This is a genomic window from Escherichia sp. WS3227_2, assembly GCF_046486495.1.
Taxonomy (GTDB): domain Bacteria; phylum Pseudomonadota; class Gammaproteobacteria; order Enterobacterales; family Enterobacteriaceae; genus Escherichia; species Escherichia coli.
In genome coordinates, this window is sequence record NZ_JBJQLG010000011.1 from 34450 (window position 1) to 59581 (window position 25132).

17 protein-coding genes are annotated in these 25132 nt (G+C 45.3%); 6 read left to right on the plus strand and 11 right to left on the minus strand.

Features of this window, described 5'->3' with window-relative positions; translation table 11 throughout:
* Positions 1-321 precede the first annotated feature (321 nt).
* On the minus strand, positions 322-2589 hold the full coding sequence (gene adiA, locus ACJHXB_RS16305) for an arginine decarboxylase (RefSeq protein WP_001308282.1): 2268 nt from the start codon (positions 2587-2589) through the stop codon (positions 322-324).
* 198 nt (positions 2590-2787) lie between these two features.
* A complete protein-coding gene (gene melR, locus ACJHXB_RS16310) occupies positions 2788-3696 on the minus strand; it encodes a transcriptional regulator MelR (protein ID WP_410233514.1) in 909 nt (302 codons plus the stop codon).
* Positions 3697-3978: 282 nt separating this feature from the next.
* On the opposite strand from melR, the gene melA reads away from it, so the two are divergent.
* Both melA and melB read left to right on the plus strand, forming a co-directional pair.
* Positions 3979-5334, plus strand: a complete 1356-nt coding sequence (gene melA, locus ACJHXB_RS16315; RefSeq protein ID WP_024216240.1) for an alpha-galactosidase — start codon at positions 3979-3981, stop codon at positions 5332-5334.
* 102 nt (positions 5335-5436) lie between these two features.
* Positions 5437-6858, plus strand: a complete 1422-nt coding sequence (gene melB, locus ACJHXB_RS16320) for a melibiose:sodium transporter MelB (RefSeq protein ID WP_033560716.1) — start codon at positions 5437-5439, stop codon at positions 6856-6858.
* Between the two features lie 138 nt (positions 6859-6996).
* On the opposite strand, the gene ACJHXB_RS16325 is transcribed toward melB, so the two are convergent.
* The 5 genes from ACJHXB_RS16325 to ACJHXB_RS16345 form a co-directional block, all read right to left on the minus strand.
* A complete protein-coding gene (locus ACJHXB_RS16325; protein WP_000198740.1) occupies positions 6997-7626 on the minus strand; it encodes a DUF2238 domain-containing protein in 630 nt (209 codons plus the stop codon).
* 122 nt (positions 7627-7748) lie between these two features.
* On the minus strand, positions 7749-9395 hold the full coding sequence (gene fumB / locus ACJHXB_RS16330; RefSeq protein WP_000066681.1) for a class I fumarate hydratase: 1647 nt from the start codon (positions 9393-9395) through the stop codon (positions 7749-7751).
* A gap of 77 nt (positions 9396-9472) precedes the next feature.
* Positions 9473-10813, minus strand: coding sequence for an anaerobic C4-dicarboxylate transporter DcuB (gene dcuB, locus ACJHXB_RS16335; protein WP_000899522.1), 1341 nt, complete (start codon positions 10811-10813; stop codon positions 9473-9475).
* 570 nt (positions 10814-11383) lie between these two features.
* Positions 11384-12103 (minus strand): two-component system response regulator DcuR, encoded by a 720-nt coding sequence (dcuR, locus tag ACJHXB_RS16340; RefSeq protein ID WP_000611288.1) that lies wholly within the window; start codon positions 12101-12103, stop codon positions 11384-11386.
* Positions 12100-13731: a sensor histidine kinase gene (locus ACJHXB_RS16345; protein WP_001216471.1), complete on the minus strand. Its 1632-nt coding sequence runs from the start codon at positions 13729-13731 to the stop codon at positions 12100-12102. Before ACJHXB_RS16345 ends, dcuR begins: the two co-directional genes overlap by 4 nt.
* 180 nt (positions 13732-13911) lie before the next feature.
* On the opposite strand from ACJHXB_RS16345, the gene yjdI reads away from it, so the two are divergent.
* Positions 13912-14142, plus strand: a complete 231-nt coding sequence (gene yjdI, locus ACJHXB_RS16350) for a 4Fe-4S mono-cluster protein YjdI (protein WP_000373291.1) — start codon at positions 13912-13914, stop codon at positions 14140-14142.
* Positions 14143-14153: 11 nt separating this feature from the next.
* Complete coding sequence (locus ACJHXB_RS16355; RefSeq protein WP_000405647.1) at positions 14154-14426, plus strand: GNAT family N-acetyltransferase; 273 nt, start codon at positions 14154-14156, stop codon at positions 14424-14426.
* 109 nt (positions 14427-14535) lie between these two features.
* Here the strand turns inward: ACJHXB_RS16355 and ACJHXB_RS16360 are convergent, their stop codons facing one another.
* From ACJHXB_RS16360 to ACJHXB_RS16370, 3 genes are read right to left on the minus strand one after another with little or no spacing between them, the layout of a single operon-like run.
* Positions 14536-17073, minus strand: coding sequence for a fimbria/pilus outer membrane usher protein (locus ACJHXB_RS16360; protein ID WP_001376257.1), 2538 nt, complete (start codon positions 17071-17073; stop codon positions 14536-14538).
* Between the two features lie 32 nt (positions 17074-17105).
* A complete protein-coding gene (locus ACJHXB_RS16365) occupies positions 17106-17807 on the minus strand; it encodes a molecular chaperone (protein WP_000875622.1) in 702 nt (233 codons plus the stop codon).
* 50 nt (positions 17808-17857) lie between these two features.
* On the minus strand, positions 17858-18427 hold the full coding sequence (locus tag ACJHXB_RS16370; RefSeq protein WP_000749169.1) for an oxidoreductase: 570 nt from the start codon (positions 18425-18427) through the stop codon (positions 17858-17860).
* 478 nt (positions 18428-18905) lie between these two features.
* Between ACJHXB_RS16370 and ACJHXB_RS16375 the strand changes: the two genes are divergently transcribed.
* Positions 18906-22748, plus strand: coding sequence for a S6 family peptidase (locus ACJHXB_RS16375; protein ID WP_024046191.1), 3843 nt, complete (start codon positions 18906-18908; stop codon positions 22746-22748).
* A gap of 906 nt (positions 22749-23654) precedes the next feature.
* Complete coding sequence (locus ACJHXB_RS16380; RefSeq protein ID WP_001088102.1) at positions 23655-24485, plus strand: AraC family transcriptional regulator; 831 nt, start codon at positions 23655-23657, stop codon at positions 24483-24485.
* 142 nt (positions 24486-24627) lie between these two features.
* Here ACJHXB_RS16380 and ACJHXB_RS16385 read toward each other — a convergent pair whose 3' ends face one another.
* A complete protein-coding gene (locus ACJHXB_RS16385) occupies positions 24628-24780 on the minus strand; it encodes a hypothetical protein (RefSeq protein ID WP_024046189.1) in 153 nt (50 codons plus the stop codon).
* Between the last annotated feature and the right edge of the window lie 352 nt (positions 24781-25132).

The window sequence follows — 25132 nt, forward strand, 5'->3', positions numbered from 1 at the left end:
TGTACTCCTGAGTGCGAATAAAAGACCAGTTCTCGCTAAAGCAAAGCGATACCGGGAAATGGTTATATAATTGTATGATGAATATAAACATGCATAAAAATAACGAGTTTTACTAATATTACAAATTTTTATAGTAATTTCTCATGTACATATTTTTTTACAGGGTAAATAACAGGCAAAAAAAAGCGCGGGGTGGGGCCGCGCAAAAAGTATGACATTTTTGTTTGCAGCAATTTTTATGAAAACGTTGCCATACTCAAAAGTCCTAAGGCCAGGCGGCGTAATGTTATTTAAACAATTACGCCTTCATCGGAATAGTGGTTACGCTTTCACACACATAACGTGGTAAATACCGTCAATAATTTCAGTCCCTTCAGTTTCGTGTTCAAATCCAGGGAAATGATGGTCCCAGGATTGCAGCGAGCGTAAATAACTTACTTGCGGACTGTTTTTATCGCCGAAGTTTTCACCAGACAGCAGCATCGGGATTCCTGGCGGATACGGGATAACTGAGTTTGCCGCGATGCGTCCTGGCAGGTTTTCAATGGATACCAGTTCGACATTGTTGTCGACAATCGCGTTGTACGCTTCACGCGGGGTGATTTCCGCCACCGGCAGGCCGGAATAGGCTTCGTTCAACCGTGCGCCAGGGTTGTTTTCTTTCAGCCAGGCAAACATGGTGTCACCCAGATCGTGAATCCCCATGTTCGCGTAAGTGTCAGGATATTGTTCAACAAGTTCCGGCATCACCTGCGCCAGCGGTGTGTTGGCGTCATAGTGGCGTTTGAAGGAGCAAAGGGTGTTAACCAGAGTCCCCCATTTCCCACGGGTTACGCCCATAGAGAACAGGAACATAATTTGGAAGTCAGTGGTGCGGGTAGGCACAATGCCGTGGCGACCAAGCCAGGCAGTGACCAGCGCCGCCGGAACACCGGTTTCTTCCAGTTCACCATCTTCACCCATTCCCGGAGCAAGGATGCTGACTTTAATCGGGTCGAGCATACTCCAGTTATCCGGAATATCTTTGAAGCCGTGCCAGCTTTCGCCAGGATGCATGACCCAGCAGTCCTGAACGGTGGTCAGCAGTTTGGTTGGTGCGTCAGCAAAGTCATAGGTTTTGCCGGTTTGTGGGTCGGTGACGACTTCTTTGTTCCACGGTTTGAAGAACCAGCTACCGTCAGCGGTGAACTCTTTATACAGCCGCGCCATCGCCTGACGGAAATCAACCGCTTCGTCGATCACTTCCTGGGTCAGTGACAGGCCGCTGTTGCCGTCCATCATCGACACCGCCACGTCGTTGGATGCGCAGATGGCATACAGCGGGGAGGTGGTGGCATGCATCATGTAGGCCTGGTTGAAGCGGGAGAAGTTAATCGCCCCACGACCTTCACGTACATGAATATAAGAGGCCTGTGACAGTGCATTCAGCAGTTTGTGGGTGGAGTGGGTGGCGAAAACGGTAGGACCGTTGTGATCGCCAGGTTCGCCGCGCATGGCATAGTGATCGGCATAGATCGGGTTGAAACGTGCATAGCCGTACCAGGCTTCGTCAAAGTGCAGACGATCGGAGGTTTTTTCCAGCAGATCCTGCGCTTCTTTAGCGTTATAACACACGCCGTCATAGGTGCAGTTGGTCACCACGCAGTAAGACGGTTTTTGCCCGGCTTTGTCTTTAGTCAGCGGGCTTTCACTGATTTTCTTCTGCAAGGTTTCAGGTTGCATTTCCTGCGGATAGATTGGCCCGATAATGCCGTAGCGGTTGCGGCTTGGCACCATGTAGACCGGTTTCGCGCCTGTCAGCATCAAGCCTTGTTCGATGGATTTATGGCAGTTACGGTCAACGACCACGACATCGTTATCGGTCATGCAAGCCTGCATGATGGTGCGGTTAGAGCCGGAAGTACCGACGACTACCGACCAGGAGCGATCGGCACCAAATACGCGTGCAGCATATTTTTCGCTTTCGCCAAATGCGCCAGTATGGTCAAGCAAAGAACCGAGGGAAGTGCGTTCGATGCCCATGTCGGTGCGGAACAGATTTTCACCATAGTAGTCATGGTAGAAACGTCCGGCGGGTGTTTTGGTAAAACCAACGCCGCCCTGGTGGCCTGGCGCTGCCCAGGAATATTCATGGATGTCGCTATATTTCATCAGCGCGCTGAACAGTGGCGGCAACAGTTGCTGGCGGTAGCGGGTCATCGCGGCAACGGCGCGTCCGGCGATAAAGTCGGCGGTATCTTCCAGAATCCAGGCGAATTCATCGACAAGCTCCAGCAGATCCCGGTCCATTGCGGCGAGGGCTTTTTCCCGATCGCCCAACAGGAAGACCGGCACGTTTTGTTGGCGCTCATGAAGCTTACCGATCAATTGTCTGACGTTTTGATGTTCGTCCGGATGTTCCATTTGATAGCTGAACATCAGGCAGTCAATGGCTTCGTTTGAAGAGAGAATGGCAAAACCATCATCAAAGGAGGTGGATTTAATCACGGTAACATTTTGCTGGCTTAAAGCATCTGCCAGACGCTCAACGGCGTTACCGACCCAGGTGTCTTGATGGAGAAACTCGCTTTCAACAATTAATACTTTCATCATTGCTTACCCGGTTATGAAGGAATCTTCGTTGCGGGCAAGTATCTTCCGGCCTTTTCGGGCTGTAAAGCGCGTGAAAAACAAACATTTTTGAAATATTTGTTTTTATAAACAATATGTTATGTGATTATTTTAAATTATTTTCACTGCTTATTATCGACGGCTAAACTATTTTTTTGGCTGATACTGATATCGTCTTTAGCCGGGAAACGTCTGGCGGCGCTGTTGGCTAAGTTTGCGGTATTGTTGCGGCGACATGCCGACATATTTGCCGAACGTGCTGTAAAAACGACTACTTGAACGAAAGCCTGCCGTCAGGGCAATATCGAGAATACTTTTATCGGTATCGCTCAGTAACGCGCGAACGTGGTTGATGCGCATCGCGGTAATGTACTGTTTCATCGTCAATTGCATGACCCGCTGGAATATCCCCATTGCATAGTTGGCGTTAAGTCTGACGTGCTCAGCCACATCGTTGATGGTCAGCGCCTGATCATAGTTTTCGGCAATAAAGCCCAGCATCTGGCTGACATAAAATTGCGCATGGCGCGAGACGCTGTTTTTGTGTGTGCGCGAGGTTTTATTGACCAGAATCGGTTCCCAGCCAGAGAGGCTAAATCGCTTGAGCATCAGGCCAATTTCATCAATGGCGAGCTGGCGAATTTGCTCGTTCGGACTGTTCAATTCCTGCTGCCAGCGGCGCACTTCAAACGGGCTAAGTTGCTGTGTCGCCAGTGATTTGATCACCATACCGTGAGTGACGTGGTTAATCAGGTCTTTATCCAGCGGCCAGGAGAGAAACAGATGCATCGGCAGATTAAAAATCGCCATGCTCTGACAGGTTCCGGTATCTGTTAGTTGGTGCGGTGTACAGGCCCAGAACAGCGTGATATGTCCCTGATTGATACTCACTTTTTCATTGTTGATCAGGTATTCCACATCGCCATCGAAAGGCACATTCACTTCGACCTGACCATGCCAGTGGCTGGTGGGCATGATATGCGGTGTGCGAAACTCAATCTCCATCCGCTGGTATTCCGAATACAGCGACAGTGGGCTGCGGGTCTGTTTTTCGTCGCTGCTGCACATAAACGTATCTGTATTCATGGATGGCTCTCTTTCCTGGAATATCAGAATTATGGCAGGAGTGAGGGAGGATGACTGCGAGTGGGAGCACGGTTTTCACCCTCTTCCCACAGCGGCGAGGGGAGCGTCCGAGCATCATGAGGCCGAAAACTCTGCTTTTCAGGTAATTTATTCCCATAAACTCAGATTTACTGCTGCTTCACGCAGGATCTGAGTTTATGGGAATGCTCAACCTGGAAGCCGGAGGTTTTCTGCAGATTCGCCTGCCATGATGAAGTTATTCAAGCAAGCCAGGAGATCTGCATGATGTCTGCACCCAAAATTACATTTATCGGCGCTGGTTCGACGATTTTCGTTAAAAATATTCTTGGTGATGTGTTCCATCGCGAGGCGCTGAAAACGGCGCATATTGCCCTGATGGACATTGATCCCACTCGCCTGGAAGAGTCGCATATTGTGGTGCGCAAGCTGATGGATTCAGCAGGGGCCAGCGGCAAAATCACCTGCCACACCCAACAGAAAGAAGCCTTACAGGATGCCGATTTTGTCGTGGTGGCATTTCAGATTGGCGGTTATGAACCTTGCACGGTGACTGATTTCGAGGTCTGTAAGCGCCACGGTCTGGAACAAACCATTGCCGATACGCTGGGGCCGGGCGGTATTATGCGCGCGCTACGTACCATTCCGCACCTGTGGCAAATTTGCGAGGACATGACGGAAGTCTGCCCCGATGCCACTATGCTCAACTACGTTAACCCAATGGCGATGAATACCTGGGCGATGTATGCCCGCTATCCGCATATCAAACAGGTCGGGCTGTGCCATTCGGTGCAGGGAACGGCGGAAGAGCTGGCGCGTGACCTCAATATCGACCCGGCTACGTTGCGTTACCGTTGCGCAGGTATCAACCATATGGCGTTTTACCTGGAGCTGGAGCGCAAAATCGCCGACGGCAGTTACGTGAATCTCTACCCGGAACTGCTGGCGGCTTATGACGCAGGGCAGGCACCGAAGCCGAATATTCACGGCAATACTCGCTGCCAGAATATTGTGCGCTACGAAATGTTCAAAAAGCTGGGCTACTTCGTCACAGAATCGTCAGAACATTTTGCTGAGTACACACCGTGGTTTATTAAGCCAGGTCGTGAGGATTTGATTGAGCGTTATAAAGTACCGCTGGATGAGTACCCGAAACGCTGCGTCGAGCAGCTGGCGAACTGGCATAAAGAGCTGGAGGAGTATAAGAACGCCTCCCGGATTGATATTAAACCGTCACGGGAATATGCCAGCACAATCATGAACGCTATCTGGACTGGCGAGCCGAGTGTGATTTACGGCAACGTCCGTAACGATGGATTGATTGATAACCTGCCACAAGGATGTTGTGTGGAAGTGGCCTGTCTGGTTGATGCTAATGGCATTCAGCCGACCAAAGTCGGTACGCTACCTTCGCATCTGGCCGCTCTGATGCAAACCAACATCAACGTACAGACGCTGCTGACTGAAGCCATTCTTACGGAAAATCGCGACCGTGTTTACCACGCCGCGATGATGGACCCGCATACTGCCGCCGTGCTGGGCATTGACGAAATATATGCTCTTGTTGACGACCTGATTGCCGCCCACGGCGACTGGCTACCAGGCTGGTTGCACCGTTAAAACGCGACTAAACGCTACTGCGCCGGGGGATTTATTCCGGCGCACACCTCTGACGATACCAATAACAGAAGGCGGGCGTTGGTAACAGCGACCCGATACCCTATGAGCATTTCAATGACTACAAAACTCAGTTATGGATTTGGAGCGTTCGGGAAGGATTTTGCGATCGGCATTGTGTATATGTACCTCATGTATTACTACACCGATGTCGTCGGGCTGTCTGTGGGTTTGGTCGGTACTTTGTTTCTGGTGGCGAGGATCTGGGATGCTATTAACGATCCGATTATGGGATGGATTGTAAATGCTACGCGATCGCGATGGGGTAAGTTCAAACCCTGGATCCTGATCGGTACGTTGGCAAACTCTGTAATCTTATTTCTCCTCTTTAGTGCGCATCTGTTTGAAGGTACTACTCAGATTGTCTTTGTTTGCGTGACCTACATCCTCTGGGGCATGACTTACACCATTATGGATATTCCCTTCTGGTCGCTGGTTCCAACCATAACGCTCGATAAACGTGAGCGCGAACAACTGGTTCCTTATCCGCGTTTTTTTGCCAGTCTGGCGGGCTTTGTTACGGCAGGTGTGACGCTACCATTTGTTAATTATGTCGGCGGTGGCGATCGGGGATTTGGCTTTCAGATGTTCACTCTGGTACTGATCGCCTTTTTTATTGTTTCAACCATCATCACTCTGCGCAATGTGCATGAAGTCTTTTCGTCAGACAATCAACCGTCTGCTGAAGGAAGCCATCTGACACTTGAAGCCATCGTTGCGCTTATTTATAAAAACGATCAGCTTTCATGCCTCTTGGGTATGGCTCTTGCTTATAATGTAGCCAGCAATATTATTACCGGCTTTGCTATCTATTATTTCTCATATGTTATCGGTGATGCGGATTTGTTCCCCTATTATCTGTCGTATGCGGGAGCTGCTAATCTGGTGACGTTAGTATTCTTCCCACGCTTAGTTAAATCATTATCCCGACGCATTTTATGGGCCGGAGCATCTATTCTTCCGGTGTTAAGCTGTGGTGTTCTCCTGTTAATGGCATTAATGAGCTATCACAACGTCGTCCTCATTGTGATTGCGGGTATCTTGCTGAATGTGGGAACGGCGCTTTTCTGGGTATTACAGGTCATCATGGTGGCAGATACCGTTGATTACGGTGAATATAAACTGCACGTACGCTGTGAAAGCATCGCTTACTCCGTGCAGACTATGGTGGTGAAGGGCGGTTCAGCCTTTGCGGCTTTTTTCATTGCGGTTGTGTTAGGGATGATTGGCTATGTACCGAATGTTGAACAGTCTACGCAAGCCCTATTAGGTATGCAGTTTATTATGATTGCTCTACCGACTCTGTTTTTCATGGTAACGCTGATTCTCTACTTCCGTTTCTATCGCCTCAATGGTGACACGCTGCGCAGGATCCAGATCCATCTGCTGGATAAATATCGCAAAGTACCGCCCGAGCCTGTTCATGCTGATATTCCGGTCGGTGCAGTGAGTGATGTGAAAGCCTGACGTGGACAATAGCTAACGAAAATGGCCTGATGCGATATGTTTATCAGGCCACGTCTTAATGTAATGCTTTGGATTTGCAAATTTTGTAGACCGGATAAGGAATTCACGCCGCATCCGGCATCAACAAAGCGCACGTTGTTATCCGGTTATCAAGCCAAAGCGCCGTAGCTGGCGGCAATGAAAGCGAGCGAGGAATATCACCGTCGTTAATGCGCCAAGCAGCGCGCAGAACATATCGGATTGCGTGTCCCACTGGTCGCCCTGGGTGCCGAGAAAATCATCCGCTCCCTGGCCCATTGCCAGCGCCGCCCACCACTCGATTAATTCATACATCGCGCTTATCGCCAGCGCCACGCAGCAGACCAGAAACGCCACCATTTTACGTCCGCGAACGTACATCCCGCGCACAAGGATCTCTCGTGCCACCAGTGCAGGCACCAGCCCCTGGAAAAAATGCCCCAGCTTGTCATACGGATTACGGCTCAACCCCAGCCATTCCTGCACCTCAAAACCAACGGGGACTTTCGCGTAGGTGTATTGCCCGCCGACCATCAGGATGATGGCGTGAAAGAAAATGAGCGTATAGAGCAGCGGCGTTAACGGATAACGTTTAGCGGTGGCAAGCAGTAGCGGCACGACAATAATCACCGGTGTCACTTCCATCAGCCAGGTGAGTTTGTCATGGGCCGAAATGCCGGTATAAATCAGGATTAATGTTAGCGCCAGTGCGCCGGTGTTAAGAATTAACGGCTTGAGTGTGCGGGTCATGGTGAGTTCGCAAGTCAGGGAAAATACTGACTATTCACCAGCAAGCGTGAAATTACAATCGCAAAAGAGGTGGCCCAGGGGGATCACCTGGCAGCATGCTGCCAGGCGCTGGGCCGAAGAGGTTACTTAGTGCAGTTCGCGCACTGTTTGTTGACGATTTGCTGGAAGAAGTCGTTGCCTTTGTCATCGACCAGGATAAACGCCGGGAAATCTTCTACTTCGATTTTCCAGATAGCTTCCATACCCAGCTCCGGATAAGCGACGCATTCCAGATGCTTGATGCTCTGCTGCGCCAGTACCGCCGCCGGACCGCCGATACTACCGAGGTAGAAGCCGCCGTGTTTATGACACGCGTCGGTAACCTGCTGACTGCGGTTACCTTTCGCCAGCATGATCATGCTGCCGCCGTGGGATTGCAGCAGATCCACGTAGGAGTCCATACGACCTGCGGTGGTTGGGCCAAGTGAACCTGATGGATAACCGGCAGGCGTTTTCGCCGGACCCGCGTAGTAGATCGGGTGATCTTTGATGTACTGCGGCAGTTCTTTACCGGCGTCAATCAGCTCTTTCAGCTTGGCGTGTGCAATATCTCGACCCACAATAATGGTGCCGGTGAGCGACAAACGAGTGGAAACCGGATATTGCGAAAGCTGGGCGAGGATCTCTTTCATCGGGCGGTTAAGGTCGACCTTCACCGCTTCGCCTTCACCGGCCTGACGCAGTTCTTGTGGAATGTACTGTCCTGGATTGTGTTCCAGTTTTTCGATCCAGATACCTTCGCGGTTGATTTTCGCTTTAATGTTACGGTCAGCGGAGCAGGAGACGCCCATGCCTACCGGGCAGGATGCGCCGTGACGTGGCAGACGGATAACGCGAATGTCGTGTGCGAAGTATTTACCGCCAAACTGCGCGCCAAGACCGAGTTTCTGGGCCTCTTCCAGCAGTTCCTGTTCCAGCTGGACATCGCGGAACGCCTGACCATGTTCATTCCCTTCCGTCGGCAGTTCATCATAATAGTGAGCGCTTGCTAACTTGACGGTTTTCAGGTTGGTTTCCGCAGACGTACCGCCAATCACAAACGCGATATGGTACGGCGGGCAGGCTGCCGTACCGAGGGTACGCATTTTCTCAACGAGGAAGTTTTTCAGTTTGCCGGGAGTCAGCAGGGCTTTGGTTTCCTGGTAGAGATACGTTTTGTTGGCAGAGCCGCCGCCTTTCGCAACGCAAAGGAATTTGTACTCATCGCCATCTACCGCGTACAGGTCGATTTGCGCAGGCAGGTTAGTGCCGGTGTTGACCTCTTTGTACATGTCCAGCGCCGCATTCTGTGAATAGCGCAGGTTATCTTCGATATAGGTGTTATAGACGCCTTTTGACAGCGCTTCTTCATCACCGCCGCCGGTCCACACGCGCTGGCCTTTTTTACCGACGATGATCGCGGTGCCGGTATCCTGGCAGGTCGGCAGCACGCCTTTGGCGGCGATTTCGGAGTTTCTTAAGAATTGCAGCGCCACGTACTTGTCGTTTTCGCTGGCTTCTGGATCGTGAAGAATAGCCGCAACCTGTTTCTGGTGTGCCGGGCGGAGCATGAAAGAAGCGTCGTGAAAGGCTTGCTGCGCCAGCAGGGTCAGGGCTTCTGGTTCCACTTTCAGGATGGTTTCACCGTCGAAGTCGGCAACGCTAACGTAATCGGAAGTGAGTAGATAGTATTCGGTATTGTCTTTCCCCATCGGGAAAGGTGCCTGGTAGATAAAGGGTTTGTTTGACATAGCTTCCAGCCTGTAACTCTGTATTTGTTATTCGAAAATGGCGTGCCGCGTAGTCACGGGCGGCACGCAAAGTGCATTTATAAGAACCCGTACATCGCGGCGAAGATCCAGCCGAAGACGCACGATACGCTCACTCCAATCAACCCCGGCAGAATAAAGCTGTGGTTGATGACGAAGCGACCGATGTGGGTGGTGCCGGAACGGTCAAACTGAATCGCTGCCAGATCGCTCGGATAAGTCGGCAGGATGTAATAACCGTAGCAAGCCGGTGCTGAAGCCACGATGTATGCCGGATCAACGCCGATCGCCAGCGCGACCGGAACAATCGCCGCCAGCGCCGCAGCCTGAGAGTTTACAAACTTGGAAACCAGCAGCAGAACAATGGCATAGGCCCACGGATACTCTTTCACCATTTCACCCAGTACGCCCTGAATTTCAGACATATGCGCACCGAACATGGTTTCTGCCATCCATGCGATACCGTACACCGCCACGATGGCGATCATACCGGAACGGAAGACTTCGTTTTTTGAGATAGACGCGGGATTGGTTTTGGTCAGGATAATAATCAGCGCCCCGGTCAGCAGCATAAACATCTGAATAACCAGTACCATCGACAGCGGTTTGCCACCGAAGGATGGACGCAGGTCCGAATCAGCACCAAGAAGGGCGACTACAGCGATTGCCCCGAGGAAGATCCACATTGCCAGCCAGTTGCTTTTCGGCAGTTTTTTATCCAGCAGCGTCGCGGTATCACCGTAAACATACTCACGGTTTTCCGGTACGGAGATGAATTTCTGGAACTCTTCGTCTTTATCCAGATCTTTACCGCGGAACCAGCTGAAGATACCGATCGCCAGGATACCGATTAACGTCGATGGAATGGTGATTGCCAGCAGGTCGAGGAACTCAAGATGGCGACCATCAAAGGTGACATTACCCAGCATCGCAACCAGAGATACGACCGCAACCGACACCGGACTGGCGATAATCCCCATCTGTGCACCGATAGAACTTGCCGCCATTGGACGTTCCGGACGGATGTTGTTCTTAATAGCAACGTCGTAGATGATCGGCAGAATGGTGTAAACCACATGACCCGTACCGCAAAGAATGGTCAGCGTACAGGTCACAAACGGCGCGACAATTGAGACATATTTCGGGTTACGGCGCAGCAGCTTCTCGGCAATTTGCAGCATGACATCAAGACCGCCCGAAGCTTGCAAGGTCGCCGATGCCGCCACCACCGCAATGATAACCAGCATGACATCAACCGGTGGTTTACCTGGCTGAAGGTGGAAGACGAAGACCAGAATGACCAGACCGATACCGCCTAATAAACCCAGCGCGATACCACCCTTTCTGGCACCATAAAACAGACATATCAGTATTATGATAAGTTGGATAGTAAATAACATGTGTGAACCCTCGCGATAATCCTATTTAAATTTTTGCTGAATAGATCACAGTCACGTTCTGTTTTGTATGAACTGTTTTCAGAGCCTGACTAAATATCCGTTTGGTCGTTACCGGCTTGAGCAAATACCTCACAGTGAATATTGGCTGATTAAAGCAGCGGCAAATTTATGCACTGTGATAAGCGGCTTTTTCAGAGAGAAAAACTCTCTGTCGATGGGTTTATAGTTTGTACTGCGCAGATGTTAATGTTTTGTTTGCTTCTATCTTATTGATATTTATTGGTCTATTTTTTGTTCTCAGGGCAGATGTCATTAGGTTTATAGATTAATCTGATCTACCCATTTGTGGGTAAAAATACACATAATGCGGGTGACATAATAGTTAATTAACTTTTGTTAGCGTTTTGAAATTAAAAACACCGTTCATCTGAAGAGATATTAATTTTTAACGATGATGGAGGGATAATTATATTTGATCTGGCACAAGTTTTACTGATGAACAATGTAACTTGTGCCAGGAATATTTTGCATTACAGTAATAATTATTACTTACAGATAACCAGCGATCCGTTATTGGCAATATTGTTTCAGCAGTGAGTAGTGTTCTGCCTGAATACGGTAACGGTAAACCGGACGCCCCGTAACGCCATAATGGATACTGGTGAACAAGATGTGGCAGTTGACCAGCCAGATGAGGTATTTACGGCAGGAAACACGCGAGATGTTAACCTCGTTGGCCAGCTCGTCGGTTGAAAACTCATAGTCCTGATGCGCGTCAATCCACTGGCACAGCGTGCGTAACGTCTGCGGCGTTAAGCCTTTTGGCAAGCGACGAGGATCCTGTTCGTTGGAGCTGCTGCCGTGGATTAGCTGATCAAGCTCGGCCTGGTCATAATACTGATGTTTTTCCAGCGCCATTTTCTTTTGCCGCCAGCCGGTGAGCGCCTCTTCAAAGCGGGAAGCCTGGAAGGGTTTGATCAGGTAATCCACGACACCGTAATGCAGCGAATCTTTAATGGTTGCCGCATCGGCTGCGGAGGAGATGACAATCACATCACTTTTGCAACGTGCGTTATGCAGGACAGGCAGTAAATCGAGCCCGTTCTCTTTTTGCATATAGATATCGAGCAATATCAGGTCGATAGGCGTATCGCTATTGAAGATAATCTCTTTGGCTTTCTCCAGCGTCGAGGCTGTTCCACAGCATTGAAAGCCTGGGATTTGTGCTACGTATCGGCGATTCAGCTCCGCGACCATTGCGTCGTCATCGATAATTAATACATTGATCATCTGTTCGACCTCTCCCCGTCCCAGGGTATCTGGACAAAAAATTGTGTGAAAATCCCGGGTTCCGATTCCACGGCGATGCTGCCGCCGAGATTTTCTACCTGTTGTTTGACAAGTGCTAAACCGACGCCTCGCTCGCTTCCTTTTGTCGAGACACCTTTGTCAAAAATGTGATCGATTTTGTCGGGTGCGATCCCCGGTCCATCATCGTTAACTTCACAGTGCAGCCAGCCGTGACGGTAGTGCAATGTTACGCTAATTTCGCCTCCGGGTTCCGGCCCTAATGCTTCCAACGCGTTTTCTATCAGATTTCCCAATGTGGTAATCAGCGTCGCGACCTGGTCCTCACTGCCGCTGTCTGGCAGTTGGCTTTCACTGTTTAAAATCAGCGTATGGCCTAAATCGGTCGCGCGGTTAATCTTGCTGATTAAAAAACCAGCGATAACCGGAGATTTGATCTTACCCAGCAGAGAGCCAATCTCTTCCTGATAGTTATTGGCTGTTTTGAGAATGTAATCTTCCAACTGCTTATAACTCTTCAGATGCAATAATCCGAGAATCACGTGCAATTTATTCATAAATTCGTGGGATCGTTCACGAAGTGCGTCAGCATAGTTGACCAGACCGTCGAGTCGCTGCATCAGTTTACGTACTTCAGTTTTGTCTCTGAAGGTTGAAATGGCACCGATGATAACGCCATTACTGCGCACCGGAACGGTGTTGATCAGTAATAGCCGGTCTTTAATCGTAATCTCTTCGTCGCGGCGCGGGGTACCGTCGCGTAACACTTCCGAGACATCTACCACCTGTGACCACGCGTGGCTTAGCGTCGACAGTTTCTCATCGTCCTGCGACTTACGGTAATTCAGCAATTCTTGTGCGGCATCGTTGATCAGCGTGACTTCGCCGCGATCGTCCACGGCAACGACGCCTTCTTTGATAGACTGCAACATGGCCTGGCGCTGCTCAAACAGCGTGGAGATTTCGTAGGGTTCCAGGCCAAAAAGAATTTTTTTCAGTACTTTAACCAGAATGCAGGTGCCAATCAGTCCGACCAGCATGCCAAATAATACCGACCAGATAATGCTCCAGCGACTGTCATTGATCTGTTGGGTCACGCGACTTAACTCAAGGCCGATCGCCACCACGCCAATTTGTTTATGATTTTCATCGTAGATGGGGGTAAATACGCGTAAAGCCTGCGCCAGAAAACCACGATTGATAGCGACATTTTCTTCGCCATTCAGCGCTTTAAGGATGTCATCGCCTTTAAATGGCTGACCAATACGCTGGGCTTCAGGATGCGAATAGCGAAGACTTTGCATATCGGTAACGACAATAAATAGCAGATCGTTGCGTTTGCGCACAGCTTCCGCGATGGCCTGGATGCCGCTCTCCTGCGGTTTTTTCTGCAAGCCCTGACGGATTTCCGGCGAGTCGGCGAGGGTACGCGCCACCGCCAGTGCCTTGTTGGCTAGCCCGTCTCGCGTCATATCACTGATTTGCGAGAAGTAAATCAGATGCACCACCAATAGCACCGAGAACAGTACCGCGCTGACCATTAAGATCACTGTGGTACTCAATTTCATCGGACGTTTGCGTAACATGCGGTAGGGCAATGAATGTCTCATCAGCTTCCTTGTGTGACAAATTTCTTAAGCATTATCTCTGATGAGGCGGGTAATTCAAAGGGAGTAAGAATGATTGGCTATATAGGGGAAGAGATTCTGGCAACGGAAACTGCCAGTGCTGTATGAAGATTCCGGGGCTATGCTTATAGCGATAATCATACTGATGAGAGAGGAAAGGTCATGGATCGGGCGCTACTGGACGGGGGTTATCGCTGTTATACCGGCGAAAAGATCGATGTCTATTTCAACACTGCGATATGTCAGCATTCTGGCAATTGCGTACGTGGCAACGGCAAGTTATTTAATCTCAAACGAAAGCCGTGGATCATGCCGGATGAAGTCGACGTTGCCACTGTGGTTAAAGTGATTGATACGTGCCCGAGCGGCGCGCTGAAATACCGTCATAAATAAGCGAGGGTAAAATGGAAATACGCGAAGGCCACAATAAATTTTACATTAATGACGAACAGGGCAAGCAAATCGCTGAAATTGTCTTTGTGCCGACCGGAGAGAATTTAGCGATTATCGAACATACCGATGTCGATGAAAGCCTGAAAGGGCAGGGGATTGGTAAACAGCTGGTTGCGAAAGTCGTGGAAAAAATGCGTCGGGAAAAACGAAAAATTATCCCACTATGCCCATTTGCGAAACACGAATTTGATAAAACGCGGGAGTATGATGATATTCGCAGTTGAAAAGAAGATTTGTATCTGTCGTAAGCAATACAAATCTGTAACGATGTTGTTAATATGTAGTATGAAAATAACCCCGCACATGCGGGGTTATTAATCTAAGAACTACAGACTATTGGCACTGTAAAGTTAATTCATTGAATTTTGCTGTTTTATTTTGCAATTTGTAATTTACTTTACACTTTTGAGAAGGCTCCTCCCCCCATTGTACGATAAGTGTATCCTCTTCAGGTAACCCTGACATATACACCTGTCCTTGATCAGCAACAATACTACTGTTAATGCTGTTTTCAGAATCTAATGTCACCACACTACCAAATGGTACGGGCTCACCATTCTTCTGTATCAAGGTAATGATTGCCTTATTACCGACATTGACTTTAAACGGGGCGGAAACTAAAGCTCCTCGAGCAGGGATTACAGTAACATCTGTATTTAGCAGCTCGACATTATCCTTCACACTATTTACATCAAGCGAAATTTGATTTCGGTTATAGGGATTTAAATATGGGACAACGGCATATCCACGCGAGTCCGTATAAATACCTGAACCGTTCAATACTCTTACGCTGGCGGCATCACGAGCCTGAACCAGAGCACTGGCACTGTCCAGGCTTAATGGCTGGGATAAGGTTAATCCATGTGGATGCAACGTAACACCACCGCTAATTCCGTATGTCCATTGGCGGGACTCTTTTTGCCAGGCATAACCGCCGTTCATTTGTGCATAAGGTCCACGATAGTTAAGGTTAATGTTACCTGACTCTCCTCTGTTTTGATTCTGCCAGCCTTGCGCCACGGCATAGTTAAACTCACCATCCTGTGAGGAGCCGTTTAATCCAACCTGCTGTTGCACCTGACCATTATTCGTAATGGTATTCGTGGTTAAGAACAGGTTATTTCCATTCAGCAATGAGTTGAGCGGTACAGACACAGATAAAAACAGCGATTTATCAGCCTCGTGGTAATACGGGCTTTTATTATACCCGAGCGATAGCATTGCCGAGATATAGCGGAATGGCAGCGAGTAACTCGCAGATAAGTTATATCCATCAGCGGTATCCCAGTACTGATCTTTACTTGCTGAGAGGTAGAGTTGTCCCCAATCCTGAAGATCTTGACTTATCGTTGTTGATATACGCGAACGTTGATGATAACTGTTTATATTTTTCTCATCAACGAATCCACTCTGAATTTGTTGTAACTCATCAAAATCGTAGTAACCGCGTGTGGCATAACGATAGCCGGTAATATTCAATGTCGTATTCGTCTCACCAAAACCACGCGAATACATAAAACGGTAAGACTGTCCTTGCTGTTTTCCGAAAGACTTATAATTCTGCGAAAATTGTGAGCGAGCATGAGTGACATCCAGGGAGAACGCTCCAAAAAAATCTGAGTATTTACCCAGGCCAAGCAGAACTGCTGCATAGTTGTCTGCTTTGATACCACCACCATAAAATGTATATTCATCAGGTAATCCGATTGCTGCTGAAGATTGAACAAATTGAGGCTCAGACACACTATTATTCAAAGTAGAACTTGAGCGATATTTCCCAAATGCCAGGTTATAGCGTAAGCGCCCCTGACGTTGCAGAATCGGTAAAACGGCCGTCGCCTGAGTAAAATGGCGAATAGTACCATCTGCCTCACGGATTTCCACCTCCAGGTCACCGGTGAATATTTGGTTAAAATCACGTAATTCAAACGGTCCAGGAGGGACGTTCTTTTGATAAATGACAACACCGTTTTGCTTGACGGATACCTGTGCTTGAGAATAAGCAATGCCACGGACAACAGGGCTATATTGGCTGAGTTCTGGGGCAATCATGCCATCATCAGATGAAAACTGTGCTCCTTCAAAAGGAAAACTGTCAAATATCGCACCATCCGTTGAGGTTTGCCCTACAGTAAATTGCCCTCCCTGCAGGAAAGAATAATCATGCTGTAGATAAACACTAACGGGTTGCCAGTGGCTCTCTTTATTATATGAGTTTGTTGACCAGTTACCGTTATGGCGAAGGCGCCATCCACCAAGGTTCAGAGAACTGTCCAGAGATAAAAACTGACTACGGCTACCGTAGCCATTATTATTTTGCTTAATTCCGTTAAATAGATAGTTAACCATTAGCGCTGGCACACCTTCATCCCAGAGATGGGGCGGAGTACTTAACCAATCCTGAGGTTTGAGGTAGCTTTGTGGTATATTCAATATTAGCTTTTGGTTGTTCGTGTCAAAATTTTCGGAGGCCCCCTCAATAAGCTGAAGAATATTTTGTTGGGTTGTAGTATTATTTGATGTGGAGAGCTTACCGGTATCAACGCCCCAGCGATCCAGCTGTTGAGGTGTCAGTCTGGCGTTCAGCTTATTGTCCTGCGCGAAAAAATCTATCTTAATCTGACGGTCAACTAATTCCCCATTCATAACTACATCAACATTATATTCCCCTGGAGCTGCACCGCTTGCGCTTGCAAAATAATTGAGATCGATATTTTTGGCATTATCACCATCAGATAATTGCAAAAAATCGGGGTTAAATGAGAACCTATGACTATTGTCAGGTGAGGGAGATACGGCAGCGCAACTGAATACCGGACATATGATGGTGATCCTTAACAATAATAAGGATTTTTCTAATGAACCTTTCAAACTGTCCCCCGATAAAGATGACTAAATGAATATTAAAGCTTAATGTTTTGAGTCGGAGTTTTCCCGCCATAATCATTGATCGTAGAATAGCTAATTGTTTTAGCGTTTTTTTCCGGAATGATTAATGTTGAAAATGGCGAAACCATAAAATCCTTGATAGATGTAATACTTTTTTCATTAATTTTCACATCATTCATGGTAATGTAATATGGTGTTGGGTTTTTAACATGAACTTGATTTTCTGATTTCGAAAATATCAAAGCTTTATAAGCATCATCGACTTTCTTAGGTACATTCAAATTATGTGGTCGATAGATAAGTTTAATACGATTGTTTATTGCAAACTGTAATCCCGAATCTCTTTTTTCTTGTGTGTCATTATTATAATTAGAGGGTATAGCTAAAACATTAATTCTAAATACAGACTCTCTATCTTCTGGTAGATGAACATTAATTTTATTTATGCGTAATTGAAAACTTTCTGTTGGGTCAATTCGATATAAAGGAGGTGTGATTATAAAGTTTTTAACTTTTTCGTCATTATTATAAGCTGAAACCCATGATCTTAAAAGCCATGTTTTTTCTTCAGAATTATTATTTATTTTCAAGGATGCGTTAGCTTCTTTTGAATCAAAGACTACGCGAGTTGCCGCCAGATTTATCCCATTTGATTGGCTAAATGAAAAGTTTGAAAATAATAATGAAATTAAAATTATTAGTTTTTTGTACTTCATAGTAGTCTCTCCAACGGCATGGCTATAAGTATAGCCATGCCGAATGTTATTTATGCATAAGTAGCAGTAAACACGTAGTTAACGTTATAAGTGCCATAACTAATAGCATTAGCATTAGTTCCAACCTTATAAGTACTTACGGTTACAGGAATAGAATAGCTCTCATTGTTCACAGCAATATTTTGAAAATTTGTATCATCTTTATTTACTTTTATATATCTTTCAGCCCCATCTTTTGCTAAGCCAACTACTAAACCATATTGTCCTTGCTCGCTGCCATTTACAACTGGGAATGTAATATAGCCATTGCCACTTACTGTGTTTGCAGTGGTTACTTTAATAGTAACGGACTGATCATTACATCCTGAAAAGGTAATATTTCCTGCATTTTGAGAACCAATAACGCTGTTCTGAGCTTTCGCTGAAAAATCTGCTTTTGAAAAAGTAGGCAGTGTGACAGAGGTTGGGAAAGATACAGTACATGCTGATTCAGCAGTTGCGCCGGTGACAGCTAAAGTACCGGTGCCAATTTGAGTACCTGGTGCAGGTGTCGCTGCAATAGCGGAAACAGAACCAGTCGCTATTAATGAAATGGCGATAGCTAATAAGCTTTTTTTCATTATCATTACCTCAATTTAAAATCAGATAAGAAATTTACAGATGAATGAATTATAAATAGCAAACAGCAAATTTATTCCTCATTTTGCATAAGGCACATAGGAGAAACACTTATGTTTGCTATAGACGCAGTTTAATTGATTTTTTGTTTTGAGCAATACTGGTCTAATTGAGTTGAATTTTAACTAACTTTTCTTGCGGCACCTAAAATAAAAAGAAAAGGTAAAAAAATGATTGTCAAAGTGTTTTCTTTAATAATTATTTTTTATTTGTCGCGTTTTGTTAGTGATAATGCTATCGATTTTTTATGTTTAATTATCACCTTACATTCATTGCCTGTCTTTTTAAAGTACAATTCTCTGCTAAGAATACGATGTTTTAAATTTATGGTAATATAAGATATAAAAATAACTCAGGTATAGCGAATGCAAATTAATTTGGTTAAATATTTTGTTTTAATCTGTTTCCGTGAGTCTGAAAATGAATAAGGTTTACTCATTAAAGAAAAATACTAAGGAACAAGTTGTTGCCGTAGCTGAGATCTTTAGTAGATCTAAGAAGGGATGTGAGGGGAAAGTAATACCTTGTATTTCTAACAATATCGTATGGTTAATAGGAACTATAGTTTCATTTCCAATATACGCCTCCGTTGTTGGGACCTCACTTCCCTACCAAACGTATCGTGATTTCGCAGAAAATAAAGGGGTTTTCCAGGCTGGCGCAGAAAATGTTCCTCTATACGATAAAAATGGCAATCCCGTCACGACGCTGAATAAAGCACCCATGATTGACTTCAGCTCTAATGACTCGACTGGGGTTGCAACATTGGTTTCGCCACAATATGTCGTCAGCGTTAAGCACAATGGTGGTTATCAATATGTGAAATTTGGCTATGCAGATGATTCCTCCTATGCCCTTGTTGACAGAAATAACCACTGGAGAGATTTCCACACTCCCCGTCTCAACAAAATTGTCACCGAGGTTACACCGCTGGATATAACCAATGCGGGTACAGCTAAGGGAACCTATCAAAATGCTGACCGTTTCCCTGTGTTCTATCGAGTAGGTACGGGAACTCAATATGTAAAAGATACTAACGGAAAAATTACCTATTTAATGGGGGCCTACTCGTATAAAACAGGTGGAATAGTAAATACGCCGGCTATATCTGACTGGAGTTTTGTCACGAATACCACTAACACTCCACTCTCAACCTACGGTACTCCCGGTGACAGCGGCTCTCCTCTTTTTGCCTGGGATGCAGACCAAAATAAATGGGTTTTGTTAGCAGTTCTCAATTCATATGCAGGAGTCAATGGCAATACTAACTGGTACACAATAATTCCTGCCGGTGATGTAAAAAATACGATGAAACAAGATGCCGATGCACCGGTAAATACAAAACAAGGTGAAGGGGATATTCATTGGTCATATGACGAAAAAACGGGGCTTGGTTCATTAACCCAGGGAAGCACATCATGGGCAATGCATGGTAATTTGGGAGCAACATGGCCTGCTTCGCTTAATAGTGGTAAAGATCTAACTTTTCAGGGCGGCGGTACTGTAGTGTTAGAAAATACCGTTAATCAGGGGGCTGGCACACTTACTTTTAATGATGATTATATTGTCAAGCCCGTTGATACTCAGACATGGAAAGGCGGCGGAATTATTGTTAATGGTGAGCATCTTGTCGACTGGCAGATTAATGGGGTTACTGGTGATAGTTTGCATAAACTGGGTACGGGCACGTTAAAAATTAACGGTACCGGTGTAAACCCAGGAAGCTTAAGTGTGGGAGACGGAACCGTTATATTGGCACAGCGTGCTGATGATAACGGACTGAGCCAGGCGTTCAGTTCTGTCAGTATTGTAAGTGGGCGTCCTACTCTGGTGCTAAACGACGACAAACAAATTAATCCGGATAATATCAAATGGGGCTATCATGGCGGCAAGCTCGACATTAATGGAAACAGTTTGACTTTTCATAAACTTAACGGGGCTGATGATGGAGCTATACTGACTAACAGTGGCTCCATGGCTAATGTTAATCTGGATTTCAACAGCCCAGATACAACAGCCACGATTGCTAATATTTGGCACGGTCATTTCACCGGTAATCTAAATATCAATAATGAGGTTACAGCAGGAACACAGAATGATTTCGTTATTGATGGTGGAGTGAATACTCAGGGGAGTATAACCCAGCAAAATGGTCGGCTATTTATGCAAGGACATCCGGTTGTTCACGCCGTCAGCAGCCAGGACGTAGCAAATAAGTTAAAGGCGCTGGGTGACAATTCAGTACTGACCCAGCCAGTGTCATTTACTCAGAACGATTGGGAAAATCGACAGTTCAGTATGGCGGAGCTTAACTTACAAAATGCTGAATTTAACCTTGCGAGAAACGCCAGCCTTAATACCAGAATTAATGCAGATCATTCTACCGTGACATTAGGTAGTGAGGATCTTTACATTGATCTCAATGACGGGAATGGCGTGGCAACCAAACCAACATTAGGTAAGTCTAAGGCAACCGCTGAAGATGATCAGAGTCGTTTCAATGGACATGTACAGTTGAAACAAGGATCGACACTAACTATTAATGAACATTTTGTCGGTGGTATTGATAGTACAGATAGTGCGACGACGATAACCTCTACAGATACCACACTTAATCAGCTCAGCCGTTTCACCCAATCTTCTTTGTCATTAGGTGAAGGGGCAAAATTGACCGCTACAGCCGGATTACTTTCTGACGGGACGGTAAGCAGTAATGCCGGGGCGAGCCTTTCCTTGCTATCAGACCAGCCTGGAACGATGTATTCCGCCCAAAGCTGGGAGCTTAGCGGGCAAGACATGAGCTTAAATGTTGGCGCGGGTGGGATCATCACTGGAGATATCAATGCCAATGATGCGGCCAGCATTATCTTTGGCACGACTGATATTAACCAATCCACAAATTACTATGGAAATATCAACGCGCCGTTGGCAAGTGTAACAATGAAGGACACTGCCTGGCAGGCAAACAAGCAGTCGGTGGTTAAGTCGCTCACTTTGAATGGTTCAACACTGAGCTTTAATCGTTTCGGGCAGGGGGGGCTGACGTCAGATACGCTGGAGGCCACTAACAGCTCATTCATTATCAATGCCGATGGTAAAGCAGCAGATACAGTGACGGTAAATCAGGCATTGACAGGGGGGAATAACACACTGGTTGTTATTCCTACGACAAATTCAGTAAAACAGGGCGGTGACCCTGTGTCATTGATTACTGCCCCGAAAAATACACAAAGCAATATATTTACACTTAACCCGGTTTCAATAAATGCAGGGTTCCATAGTTTCACACCGCAACTTGATGTGTTGGAGACCGACGTTAATAAGCAATGGCGTCTGGAGGGATTTTACATACAGCCTGATAAAGCCGCTTTGCGGACAGGCAAGAGTTTTATGGATCTCGGTTATAAAAACTTTATTACAGAAATTAATAATCTGAATGATCGTATGGGGGACTTACGCCATACCCATGGTGAAACTGGGGCATGGGCTAGACTTAACAGTGGTTCGGGCTCAGCTACTGATGGATTTACCGGAAGTTATACGCACTTGCAAATTGGGGCAGACAGGAAACATATAATTGAAGGCGGAGAGTTATTTACTGGAGTAACGGCGACATTTACAAGCAGTAATAACCGGGGAACTGGTTGGTCAGGAAGAACCAAATCAACGGGTATTGGTGTGTACGCTTCAGCTATGTTTGACTCTGGACTCTATGTAGATACTATCGGGAAATATGTGCGTCATGACAATCATTACTCATCAAGTGCGTTAGGAATGCCAGAACAAGATTATGGCTCGCACTCCTGGTATTTGGGCGCTGAGGCCGGTTGGCGTTTTTCCTTACCTGACGAAACATATATACAGCCGCAAACAGAGTTGATCTACGGTACTGTATCTGAGAATCAGTTTGCCTGGCAATTCAATGGGGGGGAGATCTATATGCAACGTAAGCAGATGCAACCATTGATTGGTCGCACAGGAATTGAATTTGGCAAAACATTCCGCGGCAAAGACTGGGAAATGACAGCACTGACTGGGATTAATTATCAGTACGATTTATTTAAGCCTACTGTGACAGCGTTCAAGGATCTGGCAGGTGATACATATATTAATAATGGTAAAGATAGCAGAGTGGTATTCAATGTCGGGGTAAATACTAAAATTAAAGAAAACACTAGGATAAGTCTGAATGTGGAGCGTTCTGAGTTCGGTTCATACAATATTGATAAGTTAATAAATGCTAATATTCGTTATACATTCTGAGCAGGAGAGTAGATAAAAAAGAAAACCTGGACATATTGTTCAGGTTTTCTTATTGATTTATTGTTATAGCTAGTCAAATATGCTTATCTATTGGATATTCTGGAGTGTAAAATTTTATCTTATGCTGCTATTTTTTAGAGTGGCTTTATTCTTTACTTTAGCTTATAGTTGGATTCAGTTCAGGTTTCTAATATTTTATATGTGCTATGACCGTTGCTCTAATAATGGTTACAAAAGATTTTTATTTAAAAAATGGTCTCTTATATTTTTCAAGTCAGGATGAAGAGTATAAATGTTTTGAGTTCAGTGGTCGTGCCTCTGTATATGAGGCCGTTCAGCAATATAATCATGTTTATATAATTTGCGATAATAGTAATTATTTTTTATACAGTCTTCTTTTTTCAGGGGGACCTGTTAAATGCATATGTGCTGATAATATAACTATCCACTATGGGAATCGGTTATCAATTGATTATACGCATCCACCAGAACAAATTCTTCGAACTCTTAATAATACTGAACGAGAGATTCTTTACCTCTATTTCATTAAGCGGAGAAAAATAAAAGAAATTTCAAAGATTACATGTTTAAGTGTAAGTAAGATTTATTATAGAATAAGAATGATAAAAATTAAATTTGGTGCTGAAACGACACGGAAGCTTCCAATTCTTTTTAGATGTTATCTATAACATCAACTGATTTTATTTTCATTTTTTTCATGACGTAACTATTATCAGAGTCAATTAATTTTATCATCATAGTGACTAACTATTTATAGTCTATGAAATTAGTTGATATGTCGATGCGAAACTTTTTACCGGGAAGTATTCATCTTTGCGTTATTTCCGAGTTTACAGAGTGGATATCCCATGAAACTATATTGTTACAAAGCATGGGGGTGACTGTATGAATAGTCAAAATGCTTTAAGTAATATGAGGCTTGCTGTTAGAGGAGAGATATCCTGTCACTCTACATTGGTTCTTAAAAAGATTAGATTCTACAATTGTGCTATTATTTATCTTCGCAATGCCCAACTACTGGTTAAAACAATAGATGGGGGGGTTATTAATATTCCTCCTGAATCAATATGTTATATTGAAAAAAATACAGTCATTGATGTTACACTTAACGTGTTAGGTAAAGGCATGCCTTATGATATTTTCCACATAGACAACAATATATTAAGCTGTATCTGCAAAGTCATGGAACCATTGTTACTGAATCCACATAAAGTTGGTTCTATGCGAAGTAGAATTTTTAATTGCACGGCGGATAAGACAGATACAGAAATATTTAAAATAATAACAGAGGCGAATGTCCCACATCATAGACTAATTTATAATATTACTTATTTGTTATCTAAAGTTGATGATATTGAATCTTTGGTTTGCTCATTATCTGTTTCAACAGACTCTACTTTCACAGAAAAATTAAAGTCAATAATAGAATCTGATCTGTCAAAATCATGGCGATTAGTTGATCTGGCAAATGTTTTACATATGTCTGAAGTCTCAATTCGGAAAAAACTTGAAAAAGAAAATAATAATTTTAATAATTTGATTCTGGATATTAGAATGCAACATGCAGCAAGATTGATAACGACGACTGAAAAACATATTAATAGTATATCTGATGAGGTTGGATATGTTAGCACATCATATTTTATCCGTAACTTTAAAAGTTATTTTGGTATAACGCCAAAACAGTTTTCATTGAAAGTGAAAAGGAAATCATAATATATATTACATATATAATATAGGCAGAAGCAGTTCTTACTGATTTTTAATCGTTTTCCGGTGAGGTGAATATGATATGCATTTTTAATAGGACTCGTCCAGGACGAGTTCCTTTTCTATATATTCAGAATAATGTTATTTTTTAACCAAAAATGATGCTGTTGCGCAGGGAATAGCCAGGAGATATTCCATAGTCCTGAACGTTCATTCCCCAGAACGAGAAGTTGAACATGCCTCCATAGCGAATAGTGTTCCGGACTCGAATCGTTGAACGATATCCTGCAATTTGGAGCATGAGGTGTTTCTATCCTATGCAACAGAATCATCATTAATCCAGATGTAGGCCTGAAAAACAGGCTTGGCAAAGTCGATACCAATAACCCTGATCGTGTTCATGTGATGTTACTCTCGGATTAATGCAGTCAGTAAAAGTATGGCACTGACTGCATTAAGAAGGGACGTCCATCATATCCCGACGCAAACGCTCCCACCGACATCGCCATTGAGTACTGCACCGTATCGGTGAACTTGTAACTATTTCGTATAATCATTCTATACACATTTATTGGCTTGATGAGTCAAATACTTCTTCATTTCGGAGAGAAGTGTGTCAGGTGATACGTTAACTCGCCATTATCTACATATTT

Excerpts from the sequence above, each read along its gene's own strand:
- melA (WP_024216240.1), top strand. The coding sequence starts at position 3,979 with ATGATGTCTGCACCCAAAATTACATTTATCGGCGCTGGTTCGACGATT.
- melR (WP_410233514.1), bottom strand. The coding sequence starts at position 3,696 with ATGAATACAGATACGTTTATGTGCAGCAGCGACGAAAAACAGACCCGC.
- ACJHXB_RS16370 (WP_000749169.1), bottom strand. The coding sequence starts at position 18,427 with ATGAAAAAAAGCTTATTAGCTATCGCCATTTCATTAATAGCGACTGGT.
- ACJHXB_RS16345 (WP_001216471.1), bottom strand. The coding sequence starts at position 13,731 with ATGAGACATTCATTGCCCTACCGCATGTTACGCAAACGTCCGATGAAA.
- dcuR (WP_000611288.1), bottom strand. The coding sequence starts at position 12,103 with ATGATCAATGTATTAATTATCGATGACGACGCAATGGTCGCGGAGCTG.
- melB (WP_033560716.1), top strand. The coding sequence starts at position 5,437 with ATGAGCATTTCAATGACTACAAAACTCAGTTATGGATTTGGAGCGTTC.
- yjdI (WP_000373291.1), top strand. The coding sequence starts at position 13,912 with ATGGATCGGGCGCTACTGGACGGGGGTTATCGCTGTTATACCGGCGAA.
- adiA (WP_001308282.1), bottom strand. The coding sequence starts at position 2,589 with ATGAAAGTATTAATTGTTGAAAGCGAGTTTCTCCATCAAGACACCTGG.
- fumB (WP_000066681.1), bottom strand. The coding sequence starts at position 9,395 with ATGTCAAACAAACCCTTTATCTACCAGGCACCTTTCCCGATGGGGAAA.
- ACJHXB_RS16365 (WP_000875622.1), bottom strand. The coding sequence starts at position 17,807 with ATGAAGTACAAAAAACTAATAATTTTAATTTCATTATTATTTTCAAAC.
- ACJHXB_RS16355 (WP_000405647.1), top strand. The coding sequence starts at position 14,154 with ATGGAAATACGCGAAGGCCACAATAAATTTTACATTAATGACGAACAG.
- ACJHXB_RS16375 (WP_024046191.1), top strand. The coding sequence starts at position 18,906 with ATGAATAAGGTTTACTCATTAAAGAAAAATACTAAGGAACAAGTTGTT.
- dcuB (WP_000899522.1), bottom strand. The coding sequence starts at position 10,813 with ATGTTATTTACTATCCAACTTATCATAATACTGATATGTCTGTTTTAT.
- ACJHXB_RS16385 (WP_024046189.1), bottom strand. The coding sequence starts at position 24,780 with ATGCTCCAAATTGCAGGATATCGTTCAACGATTCGAGTCCGGAACACT.
- ACJHXB_RS16380 (WP_001088102.1), top strand. The coding sequence starts at position 23,655 with ATGAATAGTCAAAATGCTTTAAGTAATATGAGGCTTGCTGTTAGAGGA.
- ACJHXB_RS16325 (WP_000198740.1), bottom strand. The coding sequence starts at position 7,626 with ATGACCCGCACACTCAAGCCGTTAATTCTTAACACCGGCGCACTGGCG.